A 20556-nucleotide genomic window follows, 5' to 3' on the forward strand; every position below is an offset into this window, starting at 1 on the left:
TATCCCGGTAAAATCACGACCAACCTCGGGCGATTCACGTCCAATCAGATAAACACGGCCGGTTCGGCTCAGCCGTCAGCCAGCGGGATCTTCTCGCTGGCGGGCACCTTGGCCAGTTGCCAGTGGCTTATGCCCCAGTCGATGAGCTCGTCGACCCGGCTCGCCAGCAGCTCGGGGGGCGGACATTGACCGAGGAAGTGCAGTGCCCGCCACAGGGCCGGGCGCACCTCGTCCTGTGCCAGCGCTGGCGCGTGATTCTGCTTGGAGAGCTTGTTGCCGTCGGCCTGCACCGCCAGCGGCAGATGCACCCAGGCGGGCACGGGGGCGCCCAGGGTCTGGTAGAGGGCAATCTGGCGCACCGTCGGCTCCAGCAGGTCGGCACCGCGCACTATCTCGGTGATGCCGCAGTCCATATCGTCCACCACCACCGCCAGGTTGTAGGCGTAGAGCCCATCGCGCCGGCGCACGATGAAATCCTCCTCGGCCAGCGCCGCCGGTACCGCGATACGACCCTGCAGGCCATCCTCGAAGTCGTAGACCGGGTGATGCTGGCGCAGGCGGGCGGCGCAGCCCTCTGCACTCAGTCCGAGGGTGCGACAGTGGCCGTTGTAAAAACCGCCGCTCGCCATGATTTCGCGCCGGGTACAGCGGCACCAGTAGAGATCGCCGGCCCGGTAGAGCTGCTCGATGATTTCGTCGTAGCGGGCGTGACGCCGGCTCTGGTACATCACCTCGCCATCCCACTGCAGGCCATGGGCCTCAAGGGTCTTGAGGATAAGGTCGGCGGCCCCAGCCATCTCCCGCGGCGGATCGATATCTTCGATGCGCACCAGCCAGCGCCCCTGTTGTGCCCTGGCCTGCAAGAAGCTGCCGAGCGCCGCAATCAGGGAGCCGAAGTGGAGCGGACCCGAAGGGGAGGGGGCAAAGCGGCCTATATAAGGGAGGGGCGGGGATGACGGGGTGGCATTCACGGACATGGTCATTCGGATAAAAAAGGCATTGAGGCAGCATTCTGGGACGACCCGGCCAAAAGCTCAATAAAAAAGGGAGCCCGCGAGCTCCCTTTTTTGTGTCATGCCAGAGGTCGGTATCAACCGGCCATCTGTTTTTCCTTGATCTCGGCCAGCGTCTTGCAGTCAACGCAGAGGTCGGCGGTCGGACGGGCTTCCAGACGGCGGATGCCGATCTCGATGCCGCAGTGTTCGCAGTAACCGAAGTCGTCGTCTTCGAGCAGCAGCAAGGTCTTCTCGATCTTCTTGATCAGCTTGCGCTCACGGTCGCGGGTACGCAGTTCCAGCGCGAACTCTTCTTCCTGCGCGGCGCGATCCACTGGATCCGGAAAGTTGGCAGCCTCATCCTTCATGTGGTCAACGGTGCGGTCAACTTCCTGCATCAGTTGGTTGCGCCAGGCTCCCAGGATCTTGCGAAAATGTGCCTTTTGTTGGTCATTCATGTACTCCTCACCCGGTTTTTCCTGGTAAGGCGCCACACCCGCAATGGCCAGGGGGCCCAGAGATTTCCTGTTTTCGCCTGTTGGCATGCCCTGTCTCCTAATTCAGCACGCTACCCGTGCCATCCATAAATTGAGGGCGACATCTATAGCAGAAGGGTAACTTGGAGGCAAACAAGCCGTACCAATAATGTTACCCACTCCAACATTTATTCGCTGCCCTCGGGTAGCAGGTGACAAGATTCAAACGGGATAAAATCTTGTGCCACCATGCTCTGCACCCCAACATGGGGTCGATAGCATAAAATTTCAACCCCTGCCGCAATTGCTTGCTCAATAAGCAGACTATAGTGCGGATCTATATGCGCTGCCGGGCGCATTCTCACGATTCCGGAGTGCAAAACCATAAATAACAGCACGGCTCTGTGCCCTGCCGCCTTCATGGCCATTAATTCACGCAAGTGCTTGGCGCCACGGGTGGTTACCGCATCGGGGAAGTAACCCATGCCGGCTTGCTCCCGCTCGTCGAGCAGGGTCACCGATTTCACCTCGATATAACAGGCAGGTAGGTGGTCATCTTCCAGCAGCAGATCGATGCGACTGTTCTCTTCGCCGTATTTCACCTCGGTGCGCAGTCTGGCATAGCCGCGCAGCGGGGCGAGGGCATCCTGCTCGATAAGCTCCCGGGCCAGCTGGTTGGCGCGGGCCGTGTTGACGCAGATGAAGTGACCGGCCGGGCTCTCGGCGATCTCCCAGCTGTGGGGCAGCTTGCGCTTTGGGTTGCTTGATGTGGAGTACCAGACCCGGGTGCCCGGCTCGGCACAGCCGGTCATGGCGCCGGTATTGGCGCAGTGGATGGTGATCACCTCGCCGTTGTCGAGTCGCACGTCGGTCAGGAAGCGCTTGTAGCGGGCGACCAGCTGCCCGGATTGCAGGGGGGGATCGAAGATCATGGTATGGCTCTCTTAATCGATGAGTCTGGGCATGGCAGCCGGTCAGGATGCCATCTTCTCTCTGGCCCGCAGCGGCCAGCAGGCGAGGGGCTCATAGCGCACCCCATCCGGGGTCGAGAGGGATTGATAGAGGCAGAAGCGGTCGGCCCGCAGCACAAAGTCGGGGGCGGGCAGCAGCGCCGGCGGTTCGCTCGCCTTGCGTGACAGGGTGACGTGGGGGCGATAGCCCTGCTCGCCGTTGCCAAGCCCCAGCTTCTCGCCATGGCGACGCAGCGCCCTGGCCAGCACGGTCAGCTCGTTGGGCCACTCTCTCGGGCCAATCCAGGCGGCCTTGGCACGGCCGAACCAGCCGGTTTCATTGAGCGCTATGGTGAGCGGCGGACAGTGCTGGCGCTCGACGGCAGCCATCAGCTGCGCGGTGGTGGTCTCGTTCGCTTCGCCGAGGAAGGCCAGCGTCAGGTGGAGGTTGGCGGCGGGGACCGGCTGGCCCGGCCAGGGCAGTTGATCGCGCCAGGCGACGATATCGGCGGCCAGCGCCTCGGCGGGCAGGGCAAAGAAGAGTTTGGCCATTCGGGTGAGGGTGCCTCTTTGATGCGGACGGGTGGCCCATTCTATGGCAGCCGTCCGCTCCTGTCTCGCCGGCCGACATCCACTCACGGTGGCCGGGCAGGCTGTGGCAGAATAGGCGCCGTTTTACGGCTTGCAACAAGAAGGTGCTGATCCCTTTGTCTTCCTTCCCCATAGTGTCGGTGCTGCCCGCACTCTTTGCCGCCATCGACAACCATGCCAGCGTGATCCTGCAGGCGCCCCCCGGCGCGGGCAAATCGACCCTGCTGCCGCTGGAGCTGGTGCGCCAGCACCGGCTGCCCGGTCGCATCATCATGCTGGAGCCCAGACGTCTGGCGGCGCGCAATATCGCGGGCTTTCTGGCGCGCCAGCTCGGGGAGAAGGTGGGCGAGCGCATTGGCCTGCGGGTACGCGGCGAGAGCCGCACCAGCAGCCAGACCCGGCTCGAGATCGTCACCGAGGGGGTGCTGACCCGGATGTTGCAGCAGGATCCCGAACTCACCGGCGTCTCCCTGGTCATCTTCGATGAGTTCCACGAGCGCAGCCTGCACGCCGACACCGCGCTGGCCTTCGCCATCGAGAGCCAGCAGGGGCTGCGCGATGACCTCAAGCTCTTGGTGATGTCTGCCACCCTGGACGGTATGGCGCTCGAGGCGCTGCTGCCGGAGGCACCTGTGGTGCGCTCCGAGGGGCGCGGTTTTCCCATCGACTACCACTACCGCCCCGCCAATCGCCAGCAGTGGCTGGAGCCCCAGGTCGGCGCCGTGGTGCTGGAGGCGTTGGCCGCCCACGCCGGCAGCCTGCTGGTGTTCCTGCCGGGCCAAGGGGAGATCGAGCGGCTGGCGCAGTGGCTGGAAGGACGGCTGCCGGACGAGGTGACCCTCGCCCCCCTCTACGGCCGCCTCGACATGGCGGCCCAGCAGGCGGCCATCGAGCCGGCGCCTGCTGGGCGTCGTAAGCTGGTGCTCACCACCAATGTGGCGGAGACCTCCCTCACCATCGAGGGGATCTCGGTGGTGGTCGACAGCGGGCTGGAGCGGCGCGCCTCCTTCGACCTCAAGAGCGGCGTCACCCGGCTGGAGACCCGCCCCATCGCCAAAGCCTCCGCCACCCAGCGGGCGGGTCGTGCCGGGCGTCTCGGCCCCGGTGTCTGCTACCGGCTCTGGAGCAGCGAGGTGCAGGAGCGCCTCGCCGAGCAGAGCCCGCCCGACATCCTCACCCAGGAGCTGACCGGCCTGCTGCTGGACGCCGCCCAGTGGGGGGCCAAGGTCGAAGATCTGCCGCTGCTGGACATGCCGCCGGCCGCCGCCGTGGCCAGCGCCCAGCGGCTGCTGGTGAGCCTCGGCGCCATGAAGCCGGAGGGTGAGCAACAACTTACCCCGGCCGGCCGCGCCATGGCGACCTTCGGTACCCATCCCCGGCTTGCCCGCATGCTGCTGCGCGCGCGCGAGCTGGAGGCCGAGGGTCTGACAGGGATTGTCGCCGATGCGGCTTTCCTGGTGGCGCTGCTGGAAGAAGATCTGCGAGGATCGGAGCGCCTCTCTGTGCTGTTCCACCGCCGCCAGGGGGCCCTGCGCCAGAGTGCGGCCCGCTGGTTCGAGCGGCTCGGCACTCGCCCCGCCAATGCCCAGGGGCAATGGCTGGGGCTGCTGTGCGCCCTCGCCTGGCCCGATCGCATCGGCAAGCTGCGCAGCGGCAGCCGTTATCAGCTCAGTGGCGGGGTGAGCTGCGATCTGGTAGAAGGTCACCCCTGTCAGGGGCAGGGGGCGCTCATTGCCATCGAGATGGGCCAGAACGAGCGCGGCAGCCGTATCTTCATCGCCGAGCCGGTGGAGCTGGATGAGCTGGTGCGCCAGCTGCCCGAGCTGGTCGGCGAGCGCCAGTGGTTCGACTGGGACGAGCGCGAGGAGCGGGTGCGGGCCGAACGCCAGCAGGTGATCGGCGAGCTGGTGCTGAGCCAGCGACCGCTGACGGAACTCTCTGATGAACAGAAGGGGCGCTGCCTGCTGCAGGGGATCCGGCGCAAGGGGCTGCATGTGCTGCCTTGGGATGACACCAGCGAGGGGCTGCTGGCCCGCTTGCGTTGCGCCGCCGACTGGCTGCCCGACGAAGGGTGGCCAGCCATGGATGAGGCGAGCCTGCTGGCCAACCTCGAGCAATGGCTGCTGCCGGCGGTGAGCGGCATGACCCGGCTGGAGCAGTTGAAAAAGCTCGACCTTGCCGACATCCTGCGCCAGTCTCTGCCCTGGCCCCTGCCAAGACGGCTGGACGAGGCGCTGCCTGGCCACTTCACCGCGCCGACCGGCAGTCGGGTGCGGATCCGCTATCAGCCGGGTCAGGCGCCGGTGATCCCGGTGCGCATCCAGGAGATGTTCGGTCAGGCCACGACTCCGTGCGTGGCTGACGGCCGGGTGGCGCTGGTGGTGGAGCTGCTCTCCCCGGCCCAGCGGCCGCTGCAGATCACCGCCGATCTGGCCGCTTTCTGGGCCGGCTCCTACGAGCTGGTGAAAAAAGAGATGAAGGGACGCTACCCCCGCCACTACTGGCCGGACAACCCGCTGGAAGCGATGCCGACCAGAGTCACCAAGAAGAAGATGGGGTTGTAGATTGCTGCCGGGCATGGCGAAGCCCAGCGCCAGCAGACGCTCCTCACCCTGACTCGTTCCCAGAGAGAGGGAACCGATCGCGCTGGGTGTTTGCGCCCTTTTCCTCTGCCTTTTTCAACGAGATGGGAGAAGGGTTGGGGATGAGGGGGTATCCCTTGGTCTGGCGAAATGAAACTCAGGATCCCGGTTCGATTGGTCAGGCCCGATCGGACGTTCGCGAATGCGACAACATAAGTAGAAAGAGAAGCAAAGAGGATTTATGGCAACGCAACGACGCAAGCGCACTCCCAAGAAGGTGGCGCCCAAACGCACCATCTGGCGCACGCTGTTCTGGCTGGGCTTCAAGCTCTCCCTGGTGGGAGCGGCCTTCATGGTGGTGTTTGGCATCTACCTGGATACCAAGGTGCGTGAACGCTTCGACGGCGAGAAGTGGCAGTTGCCAGTGATGGTCTACAGCCGGCCGCTGGAGCTCTATCCCAGCCAGCGCCTCTCCCAGACCCAGATGCTGCGCGAGCTCAACATGCTGAGCTACAAGCAGGTGCGCCAGCCCCACTCCCCGGGCGAGTATGCGGTGAGCGGCAACAGCATCGAGCTTGTTCGCCGGCCGTTTGCCTTCCATGACGGGGCCGATGCCGCCCGCGGCCTGCGCCTCACCTTCAACGGCGCGCGGTTGGAGGGGATCCAGTCGCTGGAGAACCAGCGTCAGCTCGGTTACGCCCAGATGGACCCGGTGCTGCTCGATCGCCTCAACACCGAGGATCGGGAGGATCGCCTGCTGGTGCGCCTCGCCGAGGTGCCGGACAGCCTGCTGATCACATTGCTCACCACCGAGGATCGGGACTTCTACCAGCACGGCGGCGTCTCGCCGGTGGCCATCATGCGCGCCATGGCGGCCAACCTGCTGGCGGGGCGCACCGTGCAGGGCGGCAGTACCCTGACCCAGCAGCTGGCCAAGAACTTCTTCCTGACCCGGGAACGCAGCCTGTGGCGCAAGGCGCAGGAAGCCTACATGGCGGTGCTCATCGACTATCGCTACAGCAAGGACGAGATCCTGGAAGCCTACCTCAACGAGGTCTATCTGGGGCAGAACTTCTCCCAGGGGGTCTATGGCTTCGGGCTCGCCTCCTACTTCTACTTCGGCATTCCGGTCAACGAGCTGGACATCGATCAGGTGGCCCTGCTGGTGGGCATGGTGAAGGGCCCCTCCTATTACGATCCCTGGCGCTTCCCGGAGCGGGCCAAGGCGCGCCGTGATCTGGTGCTCAAGCTGCTGATGGATCACGGCAGCCTGCAGCCGGCCGAGTATGAACTGGCCAGCAAGCAGCCGCTCGGCATCATTACCCGCGGCCAGATGAGTTATGGCCGTACCCCGGCCTTCATGGGGCTGCTCAAGCGGGAGATCCAGAGCCGCTTCGGCCCGGATCTGCTCAAACAGTCCGGCCTCAAGATCTTCACCAGTCTGGATCCCATCGCCCAGCACGCCGCCGAGCAGGCGGTGGAGTCGGGTCTGGCCACCATCGAGAAGCAACGTGGCAAGAAGAAGCTGGAGGCGGCCATGGTGGTCTCCGACTGGCACAAGGGCGAGGTGGTGGCCATGGTGGGGGGCCGGGATCCGCGCTACGCCGGCTTCAACCGGGCGCTGGATGCCCGCCGCCAGATAGGCTCGCTGGTCAAGCCCGCGGTCTACCTGACCGGTCTCTCCAACGGCCTGACTCTGGGCACGCCGCTTAAAGATCAGCCGATCCGCATTCGCGGCAAGGATGGCCAGATCTGGACCCCGCAAAACTACGACCGCAAGTTCCGCCAGAGCGTGCCGCTGATGGATGCGCTGGCCAGCTCCCTCAACGTGCCGACCGTCAACTTGGGGCTGCAGGTGGGGCTGGACAAGGTGGTGGACACCCTGCACAAGTTGGGGGTGGAGCAGGAGATCCAGCCCTATCCGTCCCTGGTGCTGGGGGCGGTGGCCCTCTCGCCGATGGAGGTGAACCAGATGTACCTGCCCATCGCCAACCAGGGGCTGACCCAGCCGCTGTCGGCGATCCGGGCCGTGGTCAACAGCGACGGCAGCAAGCTCTATCAGCATGATGAGGCGGCCAAGCGGGTGACCGACGAGCAGGCCAGCTGGCTGACCCTGTTCGCCATGACCAAGACGGTAAGCCAGGGCACGGCGCGGGCGCTTGGTGCCAAGTTCCCTGGCGCCACCATGGCGGCCAAGACGGGCACTACCAACGAGCTGCGCGACTCCTGGTTTACCGGGCTCGACAACAACGAGCTGGTCAGCATCTGGGTCGGTCGCGACGACAACACCCCGGCCGGCCTGACAGGCGCCAGCGGTGCCCTGCAGCTGTTCAGTGGCTACATGAGCCAGCGCGGGGTCAACAGCCTGGCCATGAACATGCCGCAGGGGGTGAGTTGGGCCAGCTTCTCTCGCACCAGCGGCGCCCGAGTTGCCAGCGACTGCCCCGGCAGTCTGCAGGTGCCGGCCAAGCTGGCCGGGCTGGCCGAGCCCATGAGCTGTGCCACTCCGGTGTCCAGCCCGGTCAATGCGCTGGACAACTGGTTCAACGGTTTCTTCAACTGACCGCGGCGGGCAGCTCTGGCTGCCCGTCTGCCCGGAGTGCTCATGTCACATCCTCTGTTTGATGCCATCCACCACGTGGCCATCATCGCCAGCGATTATGCGCGCTCGCGCCACTTCTACCACCAGGTGCTGGGGCTGCCCATCATCGCCGAGACCCTGCGGGCCGAGCGCCAGTCGTGGAAGCTGGATCTGGCGCTGCCGGACGGCAGCCAGCTGGAGCTGTTCAGCTTCCCGGCGCCGCCCCCGCGCCCCTCCCGGCCGGAGGCGTGCGGTTTGCGCCACCTGGCCTTTCGGGTCTCGGATCTCGACCGGGTCATCGCCCATCTGCAGGGTCATGGCGTCGAGGTGGAGCCGGTGCGGGTGGACGAGCTGACCGGCCGCCGTTTTACCTTCTTCGCCGACCCCGACGGCCTGCCGATGGAGCTGTACGAAGCCTAGTGACGAGGCGCTCGCCATCATGAAATCATGCCCAAAAACAAGCAGCCGCCCGGTGTACCTGGCGGCTGCTTTTCATGGATGCATTCTCGGGATCAGGCGGTGGTGAGCAGGGTGACCGCGACGGCCATCACCAGCATGCCGATCCAGCCGATGGGCTTGAGTCGCTCGCCAAACAGCAGCAGGCCGCCGAGGGCGGTGCCCAGGATGCCGATGGCGCCCCAGGTGGCGTAGGCCACGGCCAGATCGATCTTGCCGGTGCTGACCGCTTCCGACAGCAGGGTGAAGGCACACAGCACCAGCAGGATGCCGAGGAATCCCCACCCCTTGTGACGAAAACCGACCGAACGGTTGATCGCCATGTTGGCGCCGATATCCAGCAAGGCCGCGCCCAGTACTATCATCAGCGGGTGCATACGGCCTCCTCGTTGGCACGGGGTGTGCGAGCGGCCGGTTCATCGTGGCGCTCGCCCATCGTCACCAGAACAATCCCCACTATGGCCAGCGCCAGTCCGATCAACTCCTGAGCATTCAGCTGGTAGTCGAGGAACAGCACGGAGACGACGGTGATCAGCGCGATCCCCAGTCCCTCCCAGAGCGCGAAGGCAATGCCAATGGAGATTGTTTTGGCGGCTTTGGCCAACAACAGGTAGGAGAAGGAGATGAGCAGCCACATGGGCAGGTAGTTGAGCCAGCCGGCTTCGTTCTCCGGGATCATGGCCATGCTGGAGGTGCCGGCGACCTCGGTCAGGATGGCGCCCGTCAGGAAGATGCGGGCCAGGAGCATGCGGTTGAATAACATAAAATGTCCTTTTGTTGCTGCGACGGGGGCCATGATAGTCGCCACCCGGCGGGAGGCTGGAATCGCTGAGCGTCGATAATTCAGACGCTGACGGTTTGCCTTGGCAGAAGCGGGCGAGGTAAGGTGAATATCGGATACCCAGCTCTCGACCCGGATCATGAAGCTCTACCAGATACAACTCTTTGTGGAATCAGCCAGTAGCGGCTCTATTGCCAACACGGCGCGACGGCTTGGCAAGAGTCGCAGTGCGGTCAGTACGGCGATAGCGGCACTGGAGGTGGAGCTTGGCGTCGAACTTTTTGAACGAGGGGCCAACCAGAGTCGATTGACCGAGATTGGCGAGCAAGTGCTGGACGACTGCAAGCGGCTGCTGCAGGCGGCCAACAGTCTCAAGCTCAAGTGCGAACATTACGCCTCCGGCGCCGAGGTGGCGCTGCGGGTGGCGCGGGATGATGCCATTCCCGAGGCGGTGTGGCGGGAGATGCTGGGCCAGCTGCGTCACCGGTTTCCCGGCACCAGCATCTCGCTGGTGCTGGCCTCGCCGCCCGAGCTGCCCGCGTTGGTGGAGGAGGGGTTTGTCGACGCCGCTTTCGGCCTCATCACCGAGGAGCAGGAGCGCAGCGGCCTCAACATCGAGGTGCTCAACCCGATCCGTACCCTGATGGTGGTGGCGCCGAGCCATCCGCTGGCCAGCCTGAAGCGGGTACTGCAGCAGGATCTGACCGGCCACACCCAGGTCACCCTCTCCTACGTGGACGAATTCTCGGTCAAGAGCCTGCTGCCCATCGGCGGCCACCACATCGGGCTGTCGAGTTTCGAGCTGATGCGCGATGCGGTGCTCGACGGCCTCGGTTGGGCCGTACTGCCATCGCCGCTGATCCAGAGCCAGCTGCGTCAAGGCTCCCTGCTCACCCTCAAGCACAAGTTCAGCCTGCAGTGGCGGGACTACGGCGTCTATCTGTCGGAAAATGCCTACCACGGCAGGGTGCTGGCCTGGCTGCGCAAGGCGATCCAGGCCTATCTCGAACCGTTCGAGTGAGTCATCTGTTCATGGATGGTGGCAGGCGGATCGCGCGGGGCTTGTGATCCATCGCGGCCTGATGGTACATACTGTCTGTACCCTCATGCAGCGCCTGGAGGCGTGAACGATATGAGCAGTGCCCAAGACAAGGACGAGATCTGGCTGGATGACGACATCATCGAGCTGGATGACGATGAGGCCGTGGTGACCAGGATGGCCAACCCCTGGCAGGTGCTGATCGTCGATGACGAACCGGACATTCATCATGCCACCCGGCTGGCACTCTCCAACATTCAGTACAAATCCCGCCCGCTAGCCCTGCTCAACGCCTACAGCGGTGCCGAGGCTGCCCGCATGCTGCAAGCCAACCCGCGCATCGCCCTGATCCTGCTCGACGTGGTAATGGAGACCGAGGACGCCGGCCTGCGGCTGGTGCACCAGATCCGCAACGAGATGAAGAACGGCCTGGTCCGCATCGTGCTGCGCACTGGCCAGCCCGGGCAGGCCCCCGAGCAGCGGGTGATCCTCGATTACGACATCAACGACTACAAGACCAAGACCGAGCTGACGGTGCAGAAGCTCTACACCACCGTCATCGCCTCCTTGCGCTCCTACGAGACCCTTTGTGCCATCGACAAGAGCCGGCAGGGGCTCGGCAAGATACTGGAGGGGGCGGGGGATCTCTATCACCTGCATTCGCTGCGGGAATTTGCCTCCGGGGTGCTCAAGCAGATCAGCGCCATTCTCGATGTGGGCACCGAGGGGGCCATCTGCGCCGAGCGCCGGCCCGGCTCGCAGGAGCTGGAGATCCTGGCCGCTACCGGTGACTATGAATCCCTGCTGAGCGACGTGCCGCTCACTGCCTTCCCGGCCCTGCACGACTCTGTGATGAGTGCGCTGGCCAATCGCTGCAACCGCTTCGAGCATCCCCAGGATGCGCTCTACATCGCCGCCCAGAACGGGCGCGAGTTCGTGCTCAACTTCACCCCCACTCAGCCGCTCGACCCGCTCGAGTGCGATCTGCTGGACGTGTTTTGCCAGCGGATCTCTGCAGCGTATGACAACCTCTATCTCTACAACCAGCTGCTGCGTGCCCAGGAGGCAACCGTGGTGGCGCTGGCGGCGCTGGCGGAGTTTCGCGATTCGGATACCGGCGATCACGTGCTGCGGGTGCAGAAGCTTTCCGATGCCATCGTGGCCGAGCTGCAACAGGCGGGGGCCTATCCCGACGAACTGACCCCCGGCTTCGTCGACATGATCGGCATGGCCAGCATACTGCACGACGTGGGCAAGGTGGGCACGCCGGACCATATCCTGCACAAGCCGGGGCGGTTCGAGCCGGATGAGCGGGCCATCATGGAGCAGCATGCGGACATCGGTGCCAGCATATTGCACAAGGCGGGGGAGATGGTGGAGGGGACCAGTTATCTGTCGCTGGGGGCCGAGATCGCCCGTGGCCACCATGAGCACTTCGATGGCAAGGGTTACCCGGAGCAGCTGGCCGGCGAGCAGATCCCGCTGTCGGCCCGCATCGTGGCGGTGGTCGACGTGTTTGACGCCCTGCTCAGCAAGCGCCCCTACAAGGAGCCCTGGTCGCTGGCCCAGACCATGGAGTACATCATGTCGCGCTCAGGCAGTCAGTTCGATCCCGAGGTGGTGAAGGCGCTCAACCGGCTGGTCAGCGAATCGCGCTTGCCCTACGAGCTGTAGGGGAGAGCAAGAGACGACAAGGGGGCCGCGGGCCCCCTTGTTGTTGGCGGGTACTGGCTGAGGGATCAGCGCTGGCCGTAGCGTACCCTGGACTGGCGCTGGCGAAACGGCAGCAGCAGGAGGCCGAGCAGCAGATCGCCGACAAGGGCCGAGAGCAACCCCGCCGCCATGCCGCAGACGATGGCGGCCTGCTTGAGCGGTACCACGTAGCTGTAGTTTTGCAGGGTATCTTGCCAGAGCTGGGGCTCGGCACGCAGCAGCAGGTGGGCGAGCTGCCGGTACCAGGGGGCGTTCTTGTAGACGCTCTCCTGCTGCAGGGTCTGACGCTGGCTGACCAGCAGTTGCAGGCTGGCTGCATCCTTGGCGAAGACCGGATCCGGGTTGGTGCGGTAGTGGTTGACCAGGGCCGTCAGATCGCCGTTGAAGTGCTGATCCGCCGTCTCCTGAAAGGGGGCAAGGCTGAGGCTGGCCTGTTGCAGCCGGGCATCCAGCCGCTGGTAGTAGAGGTCGATCAGACCCGGGATCTGCACGCCGGCCAGCAGGCCAAGGGCAAACAGCATCATCCTGAGGTAGCTGCGCATATTGCTGTTCATCTCGCGAAAGGGAAGAGCTCCATACTAGCCGCAAGGTCGGGGACGGCCAAGCCCGCCATCTGGATCGGAACATTCCAGGGAGGGCTTAAACGGAACCTGTTCTGCCGCGCTGTTTTCCCCATGAACTTTGCTTCCTCCCTCATTTGTGTGATTCACGTCACGCTTCTTATGTTCTAAAATACGGCCCCATTTTTCGGGGAGGAGAGTCCTTATGCGCAAATTTATACCCTGTTATCTGTTGGGTGGTCTCATCGCCGTCAGCTGGGCCGCTCTGCCTGAGCACGGCCCCTGGGATCAGTGGGATCTCGTCGTCTTCCATCTGGTCAATGGCTGGCTGGGTCAGGCCCAATGGTGGGCCGATCTGGTGGCGGTGACCAACAACCGGTTGTTCGATCTGGCGGTGCTCTCCTGCATGGGGCTTATCCTCTCCCGCTGCTTCTGGCGTGCTGACGAGCAGGGGCGTCGCCGGTTGGTGGCCATGGGGTGTGTCATGTTGCTGGGGGCCCTGGTGATCAACCAGTTTGGTCATCTGCTGCCGGTCAGCCGGCCCAGCCCGACCCTGATGGTGGCGGATGCACTGCGGGTCACCCAGCTCAGCGGGATCCCGACCAAGGATTCGTCCAGCGACAGCTTCCCCGGCGATCACGCCCTGTTCCTGATGATCTTCGCCGGTTTTGCCCTGCGCTATCTGCCACGCTGGGCCGGGGTGACGGCGCTGCTGATGGTGCCGCTGTTCTCGGCGCCCCGCATCCTCTCCGGTGCCCACTGGCTGACGGATGTCTATGTCGGCGCCCTCTCCTTGACCCTGCTCTGTCTGCCTCTGTTGCTGTCGACCGGTCTGTCGGATGCGCTGATCGGCTGGATCGCCCAGCGGCTGCCACGCCTGCCGGGCTGGCAGTGGCTGGCGGGCAAAACACCGGCGAGTCAGCAATAAAAAAAGAAGGTCGGTGCATACCGGCCTTCTTTTTGGCTACTTCCAGCCGGTGACTGTGGTCGTCGCGAAATGACCATGACTACCACCGGCGGCCCCAGGCCTGCTGGCCCTCATAGAGAAGTATTAGCAGATTCGTTCGGGCGTGCCTAACAAGAGTTTCTCCAAGGAATCGTTTGCAAGGGATGAATGCTTGATCAGGGCCAAGATTTTTTATTTTTGCTGCCTTAGAATCGCCGCCCGTTGCTGGAGAACTCTGTATGTTAATTAATCTTTTGCGCCTGATATTCATCATCTGTGCGCTGGCGTTCATCTTCATGCTGGTACGGGCCTGGTGGCACAAGCGGCAACAGGGTGCGCTGGAGTCGACCCCCTTCTGGCCGGTGGCGGCCATCGGTTTTGTCGCCAATTTTCTCGATACCCTGGGGGTTGGCAGCTTCGCGGTGAAGACCGCCTGCTACAAGCAGTTCAAGCTGATCGACGATCGGCTGCTGCCGGGCACCCTCAACGGCCAGTGCGTGTTGCCGACGGTCACCCAGTCGCTGATCTTCATCGGTGCCGTGCAGGTGGATCCGCTCACCCTCATCGGCATGATGGTGGCCGCCGCTGCCGGCGCGGCCTGGGGGGCGCGCCACGTCGCCTCGTTCGATCGCCAGACCATCCGGCTGGTGATGGCGGTCTCCCTGCTGGTGGTGGCCGGCCTCATCTTCGCCGGCCTGCTGGGGCTGTTCCCCCTCGGTGGCGATGCCATGGGGCTGACCGGTTACAAGCTCGGGATAGCGCTCGCCGGCAACTTCCTCTTCGGTGTGCTGATGAACGTGGGCATAGGCCTGTTCGCCCCCTGCATGACCCTGGTCTATCTGCTCGGCATGAATCCGCTGGCGGCGTTTCCCATCATGATGGGCTCCACCGCCGTGCTCAGCGTCTTCTCGGCGGGTACCTTCATCCGCAAGGGGGCCTTCGACGCCAAGGCGGTGCTGGCGGTGGCCATCTTCGGTCCGGTCGGCGTGGTGCTGGCGGCCATGCTGGTCAAATCCATGGACATGGCGATGCTCAAATGGCTGGTGGCCTTCATCGTCATCTATACCTCCTGGACCATGTACGCCTCCTGGCGGGCGGCGCGACGGGCGCCACAACCCCGGCTGGCAGGCGTCACTGGTTAGCCAGTACGGCGCGTGTCGGTGCTGGCCGCGGAGTATTGAAGTGGTTGCAGGCCTTTGGCGTTATCTATACCTCCTGGGCCAGGTACGTTTCTTGGCGGGCGGCGCGACGGGCGCCACAACCCCGGCTGGCAGGCGTCACTGGTTAGCCAGTGCGGTGCGTGCCGGTGCTGGCCGCGGAGTATTGAAGTGGTTGCAGGCCTTTGGCGTTATCTATACCTCCTGGACCATGCCCGCTTCTTGGCTGGGGGCGCGGGGGGCACCACAACCCCCGCTGGCAGAGGTCGCAGGTTGGCCTGCACCAGCGCCGCTTCGGCCCTGGCCCCCAGAAACACATAGAGCCCGAGGGCCAGCAGCAGCCCCACGGCGCACCCCATCACACCCACCGCCGGCCAGAGCAGTTCGCTCTGGCCTAATGATCCCTTGAACAGCAACAGCAATCCCTCGATGGAGACTGCGATCAGGATGGCGGCGATGAAGCGGGTAATGGTGCGGCGAATGGCGCTGTGGCGAAAGATGTCCTTATGCAGCAGCACCTCCTCTTCCAGAATGGTCTTGCCCAGATCGAACACCGCCAACGCCAGGGTCAGGAAGATGATGGCGCTGAAGGCCCCCAGCCGGTTCTGCTGCGCCCCGCACAGCAGCAGATAGAGCTGCTCCAGCCCGTGCCAGATGAGCGTCGCGACGATCAGAAACAGCGCCAGACTCAACACCACATAGACCCCCTTGAACCAGGGCATGGCCCGGCGTCGCTCTCTGTCCCCCATCAGCCAGGCGATGAGCTGGTTCAGGCAGAGGGTCAGTTCACGGCCTTGGCCTCTCACGATTAGATGCAAACGGGCTTGCGGCGCTGGCACTGGTGGCAGGATCCCGAGCGGTTCCCGGCTGGGAGCCTGGTTCAGGATGAAGGGATAACTGCTGAGTGAATCGGGCGATGCCGTCAGCAGCCCCAGCAGCAGGGGGGCCAGTTCGGCTTCGTACTCCTGATAGCGTCGCAGCACATCGATGGGGCTCATTTCCGCCATACCTACCTCGCTCACAAAGGGTGGGTCTTGCTGACGGCTGCAAATTGTGGGCCTGCTTTATGACAACGACTGTGGTGGGGGTTGCACCGTTTGGTGACAAATCACGGTTGCCGACGGGCAGATTGCACCGGCAGCGGGCATGGCGAGGGGAGGATGAAAAAGGGCCCGTGAAGGGCCCTTGTGCGACAGATGGCGACGGCTTAGCCGGCCAGCTTGGCGAAGCTGCGCTCGGCGGCGGCCAGGGTGTGTTCGATCTCCTTGTCGCCGTGGGCCAGCGACAGGAAACCCGCCTCGTAGGCGCTCGGCGCCAGATAGACGCCCTCTTCCAGCATCAGGTGATAGAAGCGCTTGAAGCGCTCCATGTCGCAGCGGGTCACCTGCTCATAGCGGGTGATCTCGGTCTCGTCGGTAAAGAAGAAGCCGAACATGCCGCCCACGTAGTTGATGGCGAGCGGGATACCGTGTTTGGCGGCGGCGGCTTTGAACCCTTCGGCAACCCGGGCGGTCTTGTCGCTCAGCTGTTCATAGAGGCCCGGCTCCAGCAGCAGATCCAGCATGGTGAGGCCGGCGGCCATGGCCACCGGGTTGCCGGAGAGAGTGCCGGCCTGATAGACCGGGCCGGTCGGGGCGATGTGCTGCATCACCTTCTTCTTGCCGCCGAAGGCGCCGACCGGCATGCCGGCACCGATGATCTTGCCGAGGGTAGTGAGATCCGGATCGATGTTGTAGTGGCCCTGGGCGCCGCGCAGGGAGACGCGAAAACCTGTCATCACCTCGTCCAGGATCAGCAGGGCGCCGAACTCGTCACAGATGGTGCGCAGCCCTTCCAGGAAACCGGGCACCGGCGGGATGCAGTTCATGTTGCCGGCCACCGGCTCGACGATGATGCATGCGATCTCGTTGCCGTACTGGCTGAAGGCCTCGCGTACCGAGTCCAGATCGTTGAACACGCAGGTGAGGGTGTGCTTGGCAAAGTCGGCCGGCACGCCCGGGCTGTTGGGTTGACCCAGGGTCAGCGCGCCGGAGCCGGCCTTGACCAGCAGGGAGTCGGCGTGGCCGTGGTAGCAGCCTTCGAATTTGACGATCTTGTCGCGGCCGGTGTAGCCGCGGGCCAGCCGGATGGCGCTCATGGTCGCCTCGGTGCCGGAGTTGACCATCCGCACCTGCTCCATGGAGGGGACGATCTGGCGTACCTTTTCGGCCATCAGCACTTCGATCTCGGTGGGGGCGCCGTAGCTCAGCCCTTTCTCGACGGCCTTGATGACGGCAGCCTTGATGGCCGGGTGGTTGTGACCCAGCAGCATGGGGCCCCAGGAGCCGATGTAATCCACGTAGGCCTGGCCGTCCACGTCATAGAGGTAGGCGCCATCGGCGTGATCGATGAAGCGGGGTGTGCCGCCGACCCCATTGAAGGCGCGGACCGGTGAGTTGACGCCGCCCGGAATGGTCTGGCGGGCCTGTTCAAACAGCTGATCTGATTTTGACATGGATCATCCTTAATGGGATTTTGGTCGTCACACAGGGGCAGGTGGCCGATTGCGGCTCGGCAGTCGGGGGGAGCTGGAGTATGCTTGCGCTCTTGACTCCCTGGCCAAGGACTGCCCCGTGTTAAATGAAACGGGCCGACTATAGCAGAAAGGCCCGATGCTGGGCAGCCGGGCAGCAGGCTGGATGTCGTTACCTCCGTCAGCAAACGAATGTGGTTTTTTTCATGTCGCAACAAGCTTTCTCCTCTGCCGAACCGCTCTCGCCTCCCCGTGGCCCCGTCCTGCGGCGGATCATTCATCAAGACAAGATGCCTCTGCTGGTGCTGCTGTTGGCGGCACTGGTCGGTACCCTGGCCGGGCTGGTCTGTGGACTGTTCGAGTCCGGCGTCCACTGGCTGGCGCAGCAGCGCATTGATCTGCTGGCCGATCGCCCCTGGTGGCAGCTCGGTCTGCTCGGCTTCGGTTTCAGCGCCCTGCTGGGGATGATCGGCTATTTCCTGACCCACACTTTTGCGCCGGAGGCGGGTGGCTCCGGCATTCCCGAGATCGAGGGCGCCATGGACGAGCTGCGGCCGGTGCGCTGGTGGCGGGTGTTGCCGGTCAAGTTTTTCGGTGGCATCTGTACCCTGAGTTCCGGCATGGTGCTGGGGCGGGAGGGGCCCTCGGTGCAGATCGGCGGCAACCTCGGCAAGATGGTGGCGGATATCTTCCGGCTGCCCAAGGAGCACGGCCATGCCCTGCTGGCGGCCGGTGCGGCCGGCGGTCTGGCCGCCGCCTTCAATGCGCCGTTGGCGGGGATCCTGTTCGTGATGGAGGAGATGCGACCGCAGTTTCGCTACTCTTTTCTGGCCATCAAGGCGGTGGGCATCTCCGCCATCATGGCGACCCTGATGCTGCAGAACATGAAGGGGCAGGGGGCCGTGATCAGCTTGCCTCACTACGACGCCCCGGCCCTCAAGGCGCTCTGGTTGTTCCTCTTCATGGGAGCGGCTTTCGGGGTGCTGGGGTTCGTCTTCAACAAGCTGGTGCTGGCCTGTCAGGATGGTTATCTGGCTCTGCATCAAAACAAGCGCCATCGCTTCGTGGCCATCGGCATGCTGGTGGCAGGCACCTTCGGCGTGCTGTCGCTGTTCGCCCCGGCGGTGACCGGTGGCGGCACCGAACTTATCCCTCACCTGATGGGCGGGGAGTATGCGATGGCCACCCTGTTCCTGATCTTTTCCATCCGGTTGGTGGCCACTCTGATCTGTTTCTGCTCCGGCGCGCCGGGTGGGGTATTTGCGCCGACCCTGGCCCTTGGCACCCTGTTCGGGGTGGTGTTCGGTCACCTGTTCCACTCGGCCTTCCCCGAACTTGGCATAGAACCGGGCGCCTTTGCCATCGCCGGTATGGGGGCGCTGTTTGCCGCCACCGTGCGTGCGCCCATCACCGGCATAGTGCTGGTGACCGAGATGACCGACAACTATCAACTGATCCTGCCCATGATGATCACCACGGTGGGTGCGACCCTGGTGGCCCAGTGGTTGGGAGGCCGCCCCATCTATTCCCAGATCCTGGAGCGAACTTTACGGCTCGCGGCGCGTCAAAAGCGGGGAGAAAGCGGCACCAGTGCCGGTTAACTCTTTGTCTGCCGGCCTGAATCTGCTTGTGTCGCGTATAGTGAAGGGAGCGTGGCCGCAGTATGCGCAGTAACAAAAGAGGCCTTATGACCCAGATAATGAAGTGGGTGGCAGTGCTGATGGTGGGGGCGCTCATCGGCTATTTCGTCGGTAATCGCCAGGAGCTGGCTCAGAGCAGCCTGTTGACGGTTCAGCAGGAGACGCTGGAGCGCCAGGCCAAGGCCATTGGCCAGCTCAAAAGCGAGCTCGGCATCAAGGAGACCCTGCTGGCTACCCAGAAGGCAGCATTCGAGCAGTTGCAACAGGCGCTCAAGGATCAGGAAGCCCAGGTGCAGGAGCAGAAGCGCCAGCTGGCTTTCTTCGAGCGGATCATGCGTCCCACCGGCGAGCAGGTGGGGGTGGTGATCGACAACCTCACCCTGCAGGAGACCAGCATTCCAAGTCGCTATCACTATCGGCTGGCGCTGACCCAGCCCGCCAAGAAGCGCGAGCTGTTCCGCGGTCAGGTACAGATAAAGGTGGAAGGAAGCCAGGGTGACAAGCCCATAACCCTCGGCAGTCGTGAGCTGGGCATGAAGGTAGGAGAGGGGCGCTATGCACTGCGTTACTTCCAGCTGCTGGAAGGCAACTGGCAGTTGCCGGAAGGCTTTGTACCGGACCGGGTGCGGGTCACCATCAGCAAGGATGGCCGGCAACCGGCCCAGGAGCTACTGGCTGAATGGGGTGAGGTAATCAAGCCACTGGTAGCTGCTCCACCGGCACCGGTACCGGCCGCACAGTAAGAAGCTTGGTGAATACTTGAACTGAATGGTCGGGTATTGGATAATTTCGCGGTTTCCATGTTTGTGGATTTAACGGTTGTGAGGTCAGTAATGAGTGCAGTAGCAGAAGCCCCGTTGCCCATCCAGATGACGGATGCGGCAGCCAACAAGGTGAAGACCCTGATCACCGAAGAAGAAAATCCCGAGCTCAAGCTGCGGGTGTACATCACGGGCGGTGGCTGCTCCGGTTTCCAGTATGGTTTCACCTTCGATGAGAAGATCAACGAAGGGGATACCGTGGTCGAGAAGAGCGGGGTCACCATGGTGATCGATCCCATGAGCCTGCAGTATCTGGTTGGCGGCAGTGTGGATTACACCGAAGGTCTGGAAGGCTCCCGCTTCACCGTGACCAACCCCAATGCCACTACCACCTGTGGCTGTGGTTCCAGCTTCTCTATCTGAGATATAGAGATACCCCGTGATATCGAAGGGCCCCAAGGGGCCCTTTTCGTTTTGGCACCCATCTTTATAGTCGGACGCTCTGGACCAGCAGCTAATGCTCAAGAGACCTTGATGGGCTTCCTTTGGGTTGCTGTTGGGGCGCTTTTTATCCTGATTGGTGGTTAGTTAAACACTTGAACGTCTTTTTCAAAAAAACACGGAGTTTTCGCTTGTCAGCGAGAATCATATCCCTATAATGCGCCTCCATCAGCACGGCGCAGTGCGCGTCTGGTCCACCTTGCAAAGCAAGCTGGTGAGGGTTATAGTTATCGACCCTGCTCTTTAACAATTTGAATCAAGCAATCTGTGTGGGCACTCACAGCATCGAGCATCAAAAACAATTTTTGATTTTCA

At 63.4% G+C, this 20556-nt stretch carries 19 protein-coding genes; 10 read left to right on the forward strand and 9 right to left on the reverse strand.

Translation table 11 applies throughout. The annotated features are described in order from the left end of the window. Positions 1–68 precede the first annotated feature (68 nt). The 4 genes from gluQRS to thpR form a co-directional block, all read right to left on the reverse strand. Positions 69–977 (reverse strand): tRNA glutamyl-Q(34) synthetase GluQRS, encoded by a 909-nt coding sequence (gluQRS, locus tag PG897_RS20445; protein WP_201882856.1) that lies wholly within the window; start codon positions 975–977, stop codon positions 69–71. A gap of 113 nt (positions 978–1090) precedes the next feature. Further along, positions 1091–1540, reverse strand: a complete 450-nt coding sequence (gene dksA, locus PG897_RS20450; protein ID WP_005304459.1) for an RNA polymerase-binding protein DksA — start codon at positions 1538–1540, stop codon at positions 1091–1093. Between the two features lie 119 nt (positions 1541–1659). After that, the gene (sfsA, locus tag PG897_RS20455; protein WP_017780529.1) at positions 1660–2403 is read right to left on the reverse strand and encodes a DNA/RNA nuclease SfsA; all 744 of its coding nucleotides are present in this window, start codon (positions 2401–2403) and stop codon (positions 1660–1662) included. Between the two features lie 42 nt (positions 2404–2445). Further along, positions 2446–2973: an RNA 2',3'-cyclic phosphodiesterase gene (thpR, locus tag PG897_RS20460; RefSeq protein ID WP_201882855.1), complete on the reverse strand. Its 528-nt coding sequence runs from the start codon at positions 2971–2973 to the stop codon at positions 2446–2448. A 155-nt stretch (positions 2974–3128) separates the two neighbouring features. On the opposite strand from thpR, the gene hrpB reads away from it, so the two are divergent. From hrpB to gloA2, 3 genes are all read left to right on the forward strand, one after another. After that, a complete protein-coding gene (gene hrpB, locus PG897_RS20465) occupies positions 3129–5576 on the forward strand; it encodes an ATP-dependent helicase HrpB (protein ID WP_270829327.1) in 2448 nt (815 codons plus the stop codon). 259 nt (positions 5577–5835) lie between these two features. Beyond that, positions 5836–8157 (forward strand): penicillin-binding protein 1B, encoded by a 2322-nt coding sequence (gene mrcB, locus PG897_RS20470; RefSeq protein ID WP_043171251.1) that lies wholly within the window; start codon positions 5836–5838, stop codon positions 8155–8157. A 42-nt stretch (positions 8158–8199) separates the two neighbouring features. Continuing rightward, positions 8200–8595, forward strand: coding sequence for an SMU1112c/YaeR family gloxylase I-like metalloprotein (gene gloA2 / locus PG897_RS20475; RefSeq protein ID WP_043171249.1), 396 nt, complete (start codon positions 8200–8202; stop codon positions 8593–8595). 92 nt (positions 8596–8687) lie between these two features. Here the strand turns inward: gloA2 and PG897_RS20480 are convergent, their stop codons facing one another. Continuing rightward, positions 8688–9008, reverse strand: coding sequence for an SMR family transporter (locus PG897_RS20480; protein WP_017780532.1), 321 nt, complete (start codon positions 9006–9008; stop codon positions 8688–8690). Further along, complete coding sequence (locus PG897_RS20485; protein WP_005304437.1) at positions 8996–9394, reverse strand: SMR family transporter; 399 nt, start codon at positions 9392–9394, stop codon at positions 8996–8998. The genes PG897_RS20480 and PG897_RS20485 overlap by 13 nt, the downstream gene beginning before the upstream one ends. Positions 9395–9551: 157 nt before the next feature. On the opposite strand from PG897_RS20485, the gene PG897_RS20490 reads away from it, so the two are divergent. Both PG897_RS20490 and PG897_RS20495 read left to right on the forward strand, forming a co-directional pair. Next, complete coding sequence (locus tag PG897_RS20490) at positions 9552–10433, forward strand: LysR family transcriptional regulator (protein WP_005304434.1); 882 nt, start codon at positions 9552–9554, stop codon at positions 10431–10433. Positions 10434–10544: 111 nt separating this feature from the next. Next, a complete protein-coding gene (locus PG897_RS20495; RefSeq protein ID WP_010636269.1) occupies positions 10545–12125 on the forward strand; it encodes a response regulator in 1581 nt (526 codons plus the stop codon). A 65-nt stretch (positions 12126–12190) separates the two neighbouring features. On the opposite strand, the gene PG897_RS20500 is transcribed toward PG897_RS20495, so the two are convergent. Then, on the reverse strand, positions 12191–12718 hold the full coding sequence (locus PG897_RS20500) for a DUF2937 family protein (protein WP_043171248.1): 528 nt from the start codon (positions 12716–12718) through the stop codon (positions 12191–12193). 211 nt (positions 12719–12929) lie between these two features. On the opposite strand from PG897_RS20500, the gene PG897_RS20505 reads away from it, so the two are divergent. Continuing rightward, entirely contained in the window at positions 12930–13652 is a 723-nt protein-coding gene (locus PG897_RS20505) for a phosphatase PAP2 family protein (RefSeq protein WP_065017875.1), read from the forward strand. Between the two features lie 257 nt (positions 13653–13909). Next, entirely contained in the window at positions 13910–14812 is a 903-nt protein-coding gene (locus tag PG897_RS20510) for a sulfite exporter TauE/SafE family protein (protein WP_017766317.1), read from the forward strand. 206 nt (positions 14813–15018) lie between these two features. On the opposite strand, the gene PG897_RS20515 is transcribed toward PG897_RS20510, so the two are convergent. Both PG897_RS20515 and hemL read right to left on the reverse strand, forming a co-directional pair. Further along, complete coding sequence (locus PG897_RS20515; RefSeq protein WP_201882852.1) at positions 15019–15834, reverse strand: hypothetical protein; 816 nt, start codon at positions 15832–15834, stop codon at positions 15019–15021. Between the two features lie 200 nt (positions 15835–16034). Then, positions 16035–17321, reverse strand: a complete 1287-nt coding sequence (gene hemL, locus PG897_RS20520; RefSeq protein ID WP_201882850.1) for a glutamate-1-semialdehyde 2,1-aminomutase — start codon at positions 17319–17321, stop codon at positions 16035–16037. A gap of 224 nt (positions 17322–17545) precedes the next feature. On the opposite strand from hemL, the gene clcA reads away from it, so the two are divergent. The 3 genes from clcA (at position 17546) to erpA (ending at position 20163) form a co-directional block, all read left to right on the forward strand. Next, complete coding sequence (clcA, locus tag PG897_RS20525) at positions 17546–18940, forward strand: H(+)/Cl(-) exchange transporter ClcA (protein ID WP_201882848.1); 1395 nt, start codon at positions 17546–17548, stop codon at positions 18938–18940. A gap of 86 nt (positions 18941–19026) precedes the next feature. Then, positions 19027–19722, forward strand: a complete 696-nt coding sequence (locus PG897_RS20530; RefSeq protein ID WP_043171243.1) for a DUF6776 family protein — start codon at positions 19027–19029, stop codon at positions 19720–19722. A 90-nt stretch (positions 19723–19812) separates the two neighbouring features. Next, positions 19813–20163, forward strand: a complete 351-nt coding sequence (gene erpA, locus PG897_RS20535; RefSeq protein WP_005304404.1) for an iron-sulfur cluster insertion protein ErpA — start codon at positions 19813–19815, stop codon at positions 20161–20163. Positions 20164–20556: the final 393 nt, after the last annotated feature.

This window comes from Aeromonas sp. QDB20, assembly GCF_027707805.1.
Lineage (GTDB): Bacteria > Pseudomonadota > Gammaproteobacteria > Enterobacterales > Aeromonadaceae > Aeromonas > Aeromonas dhakensis.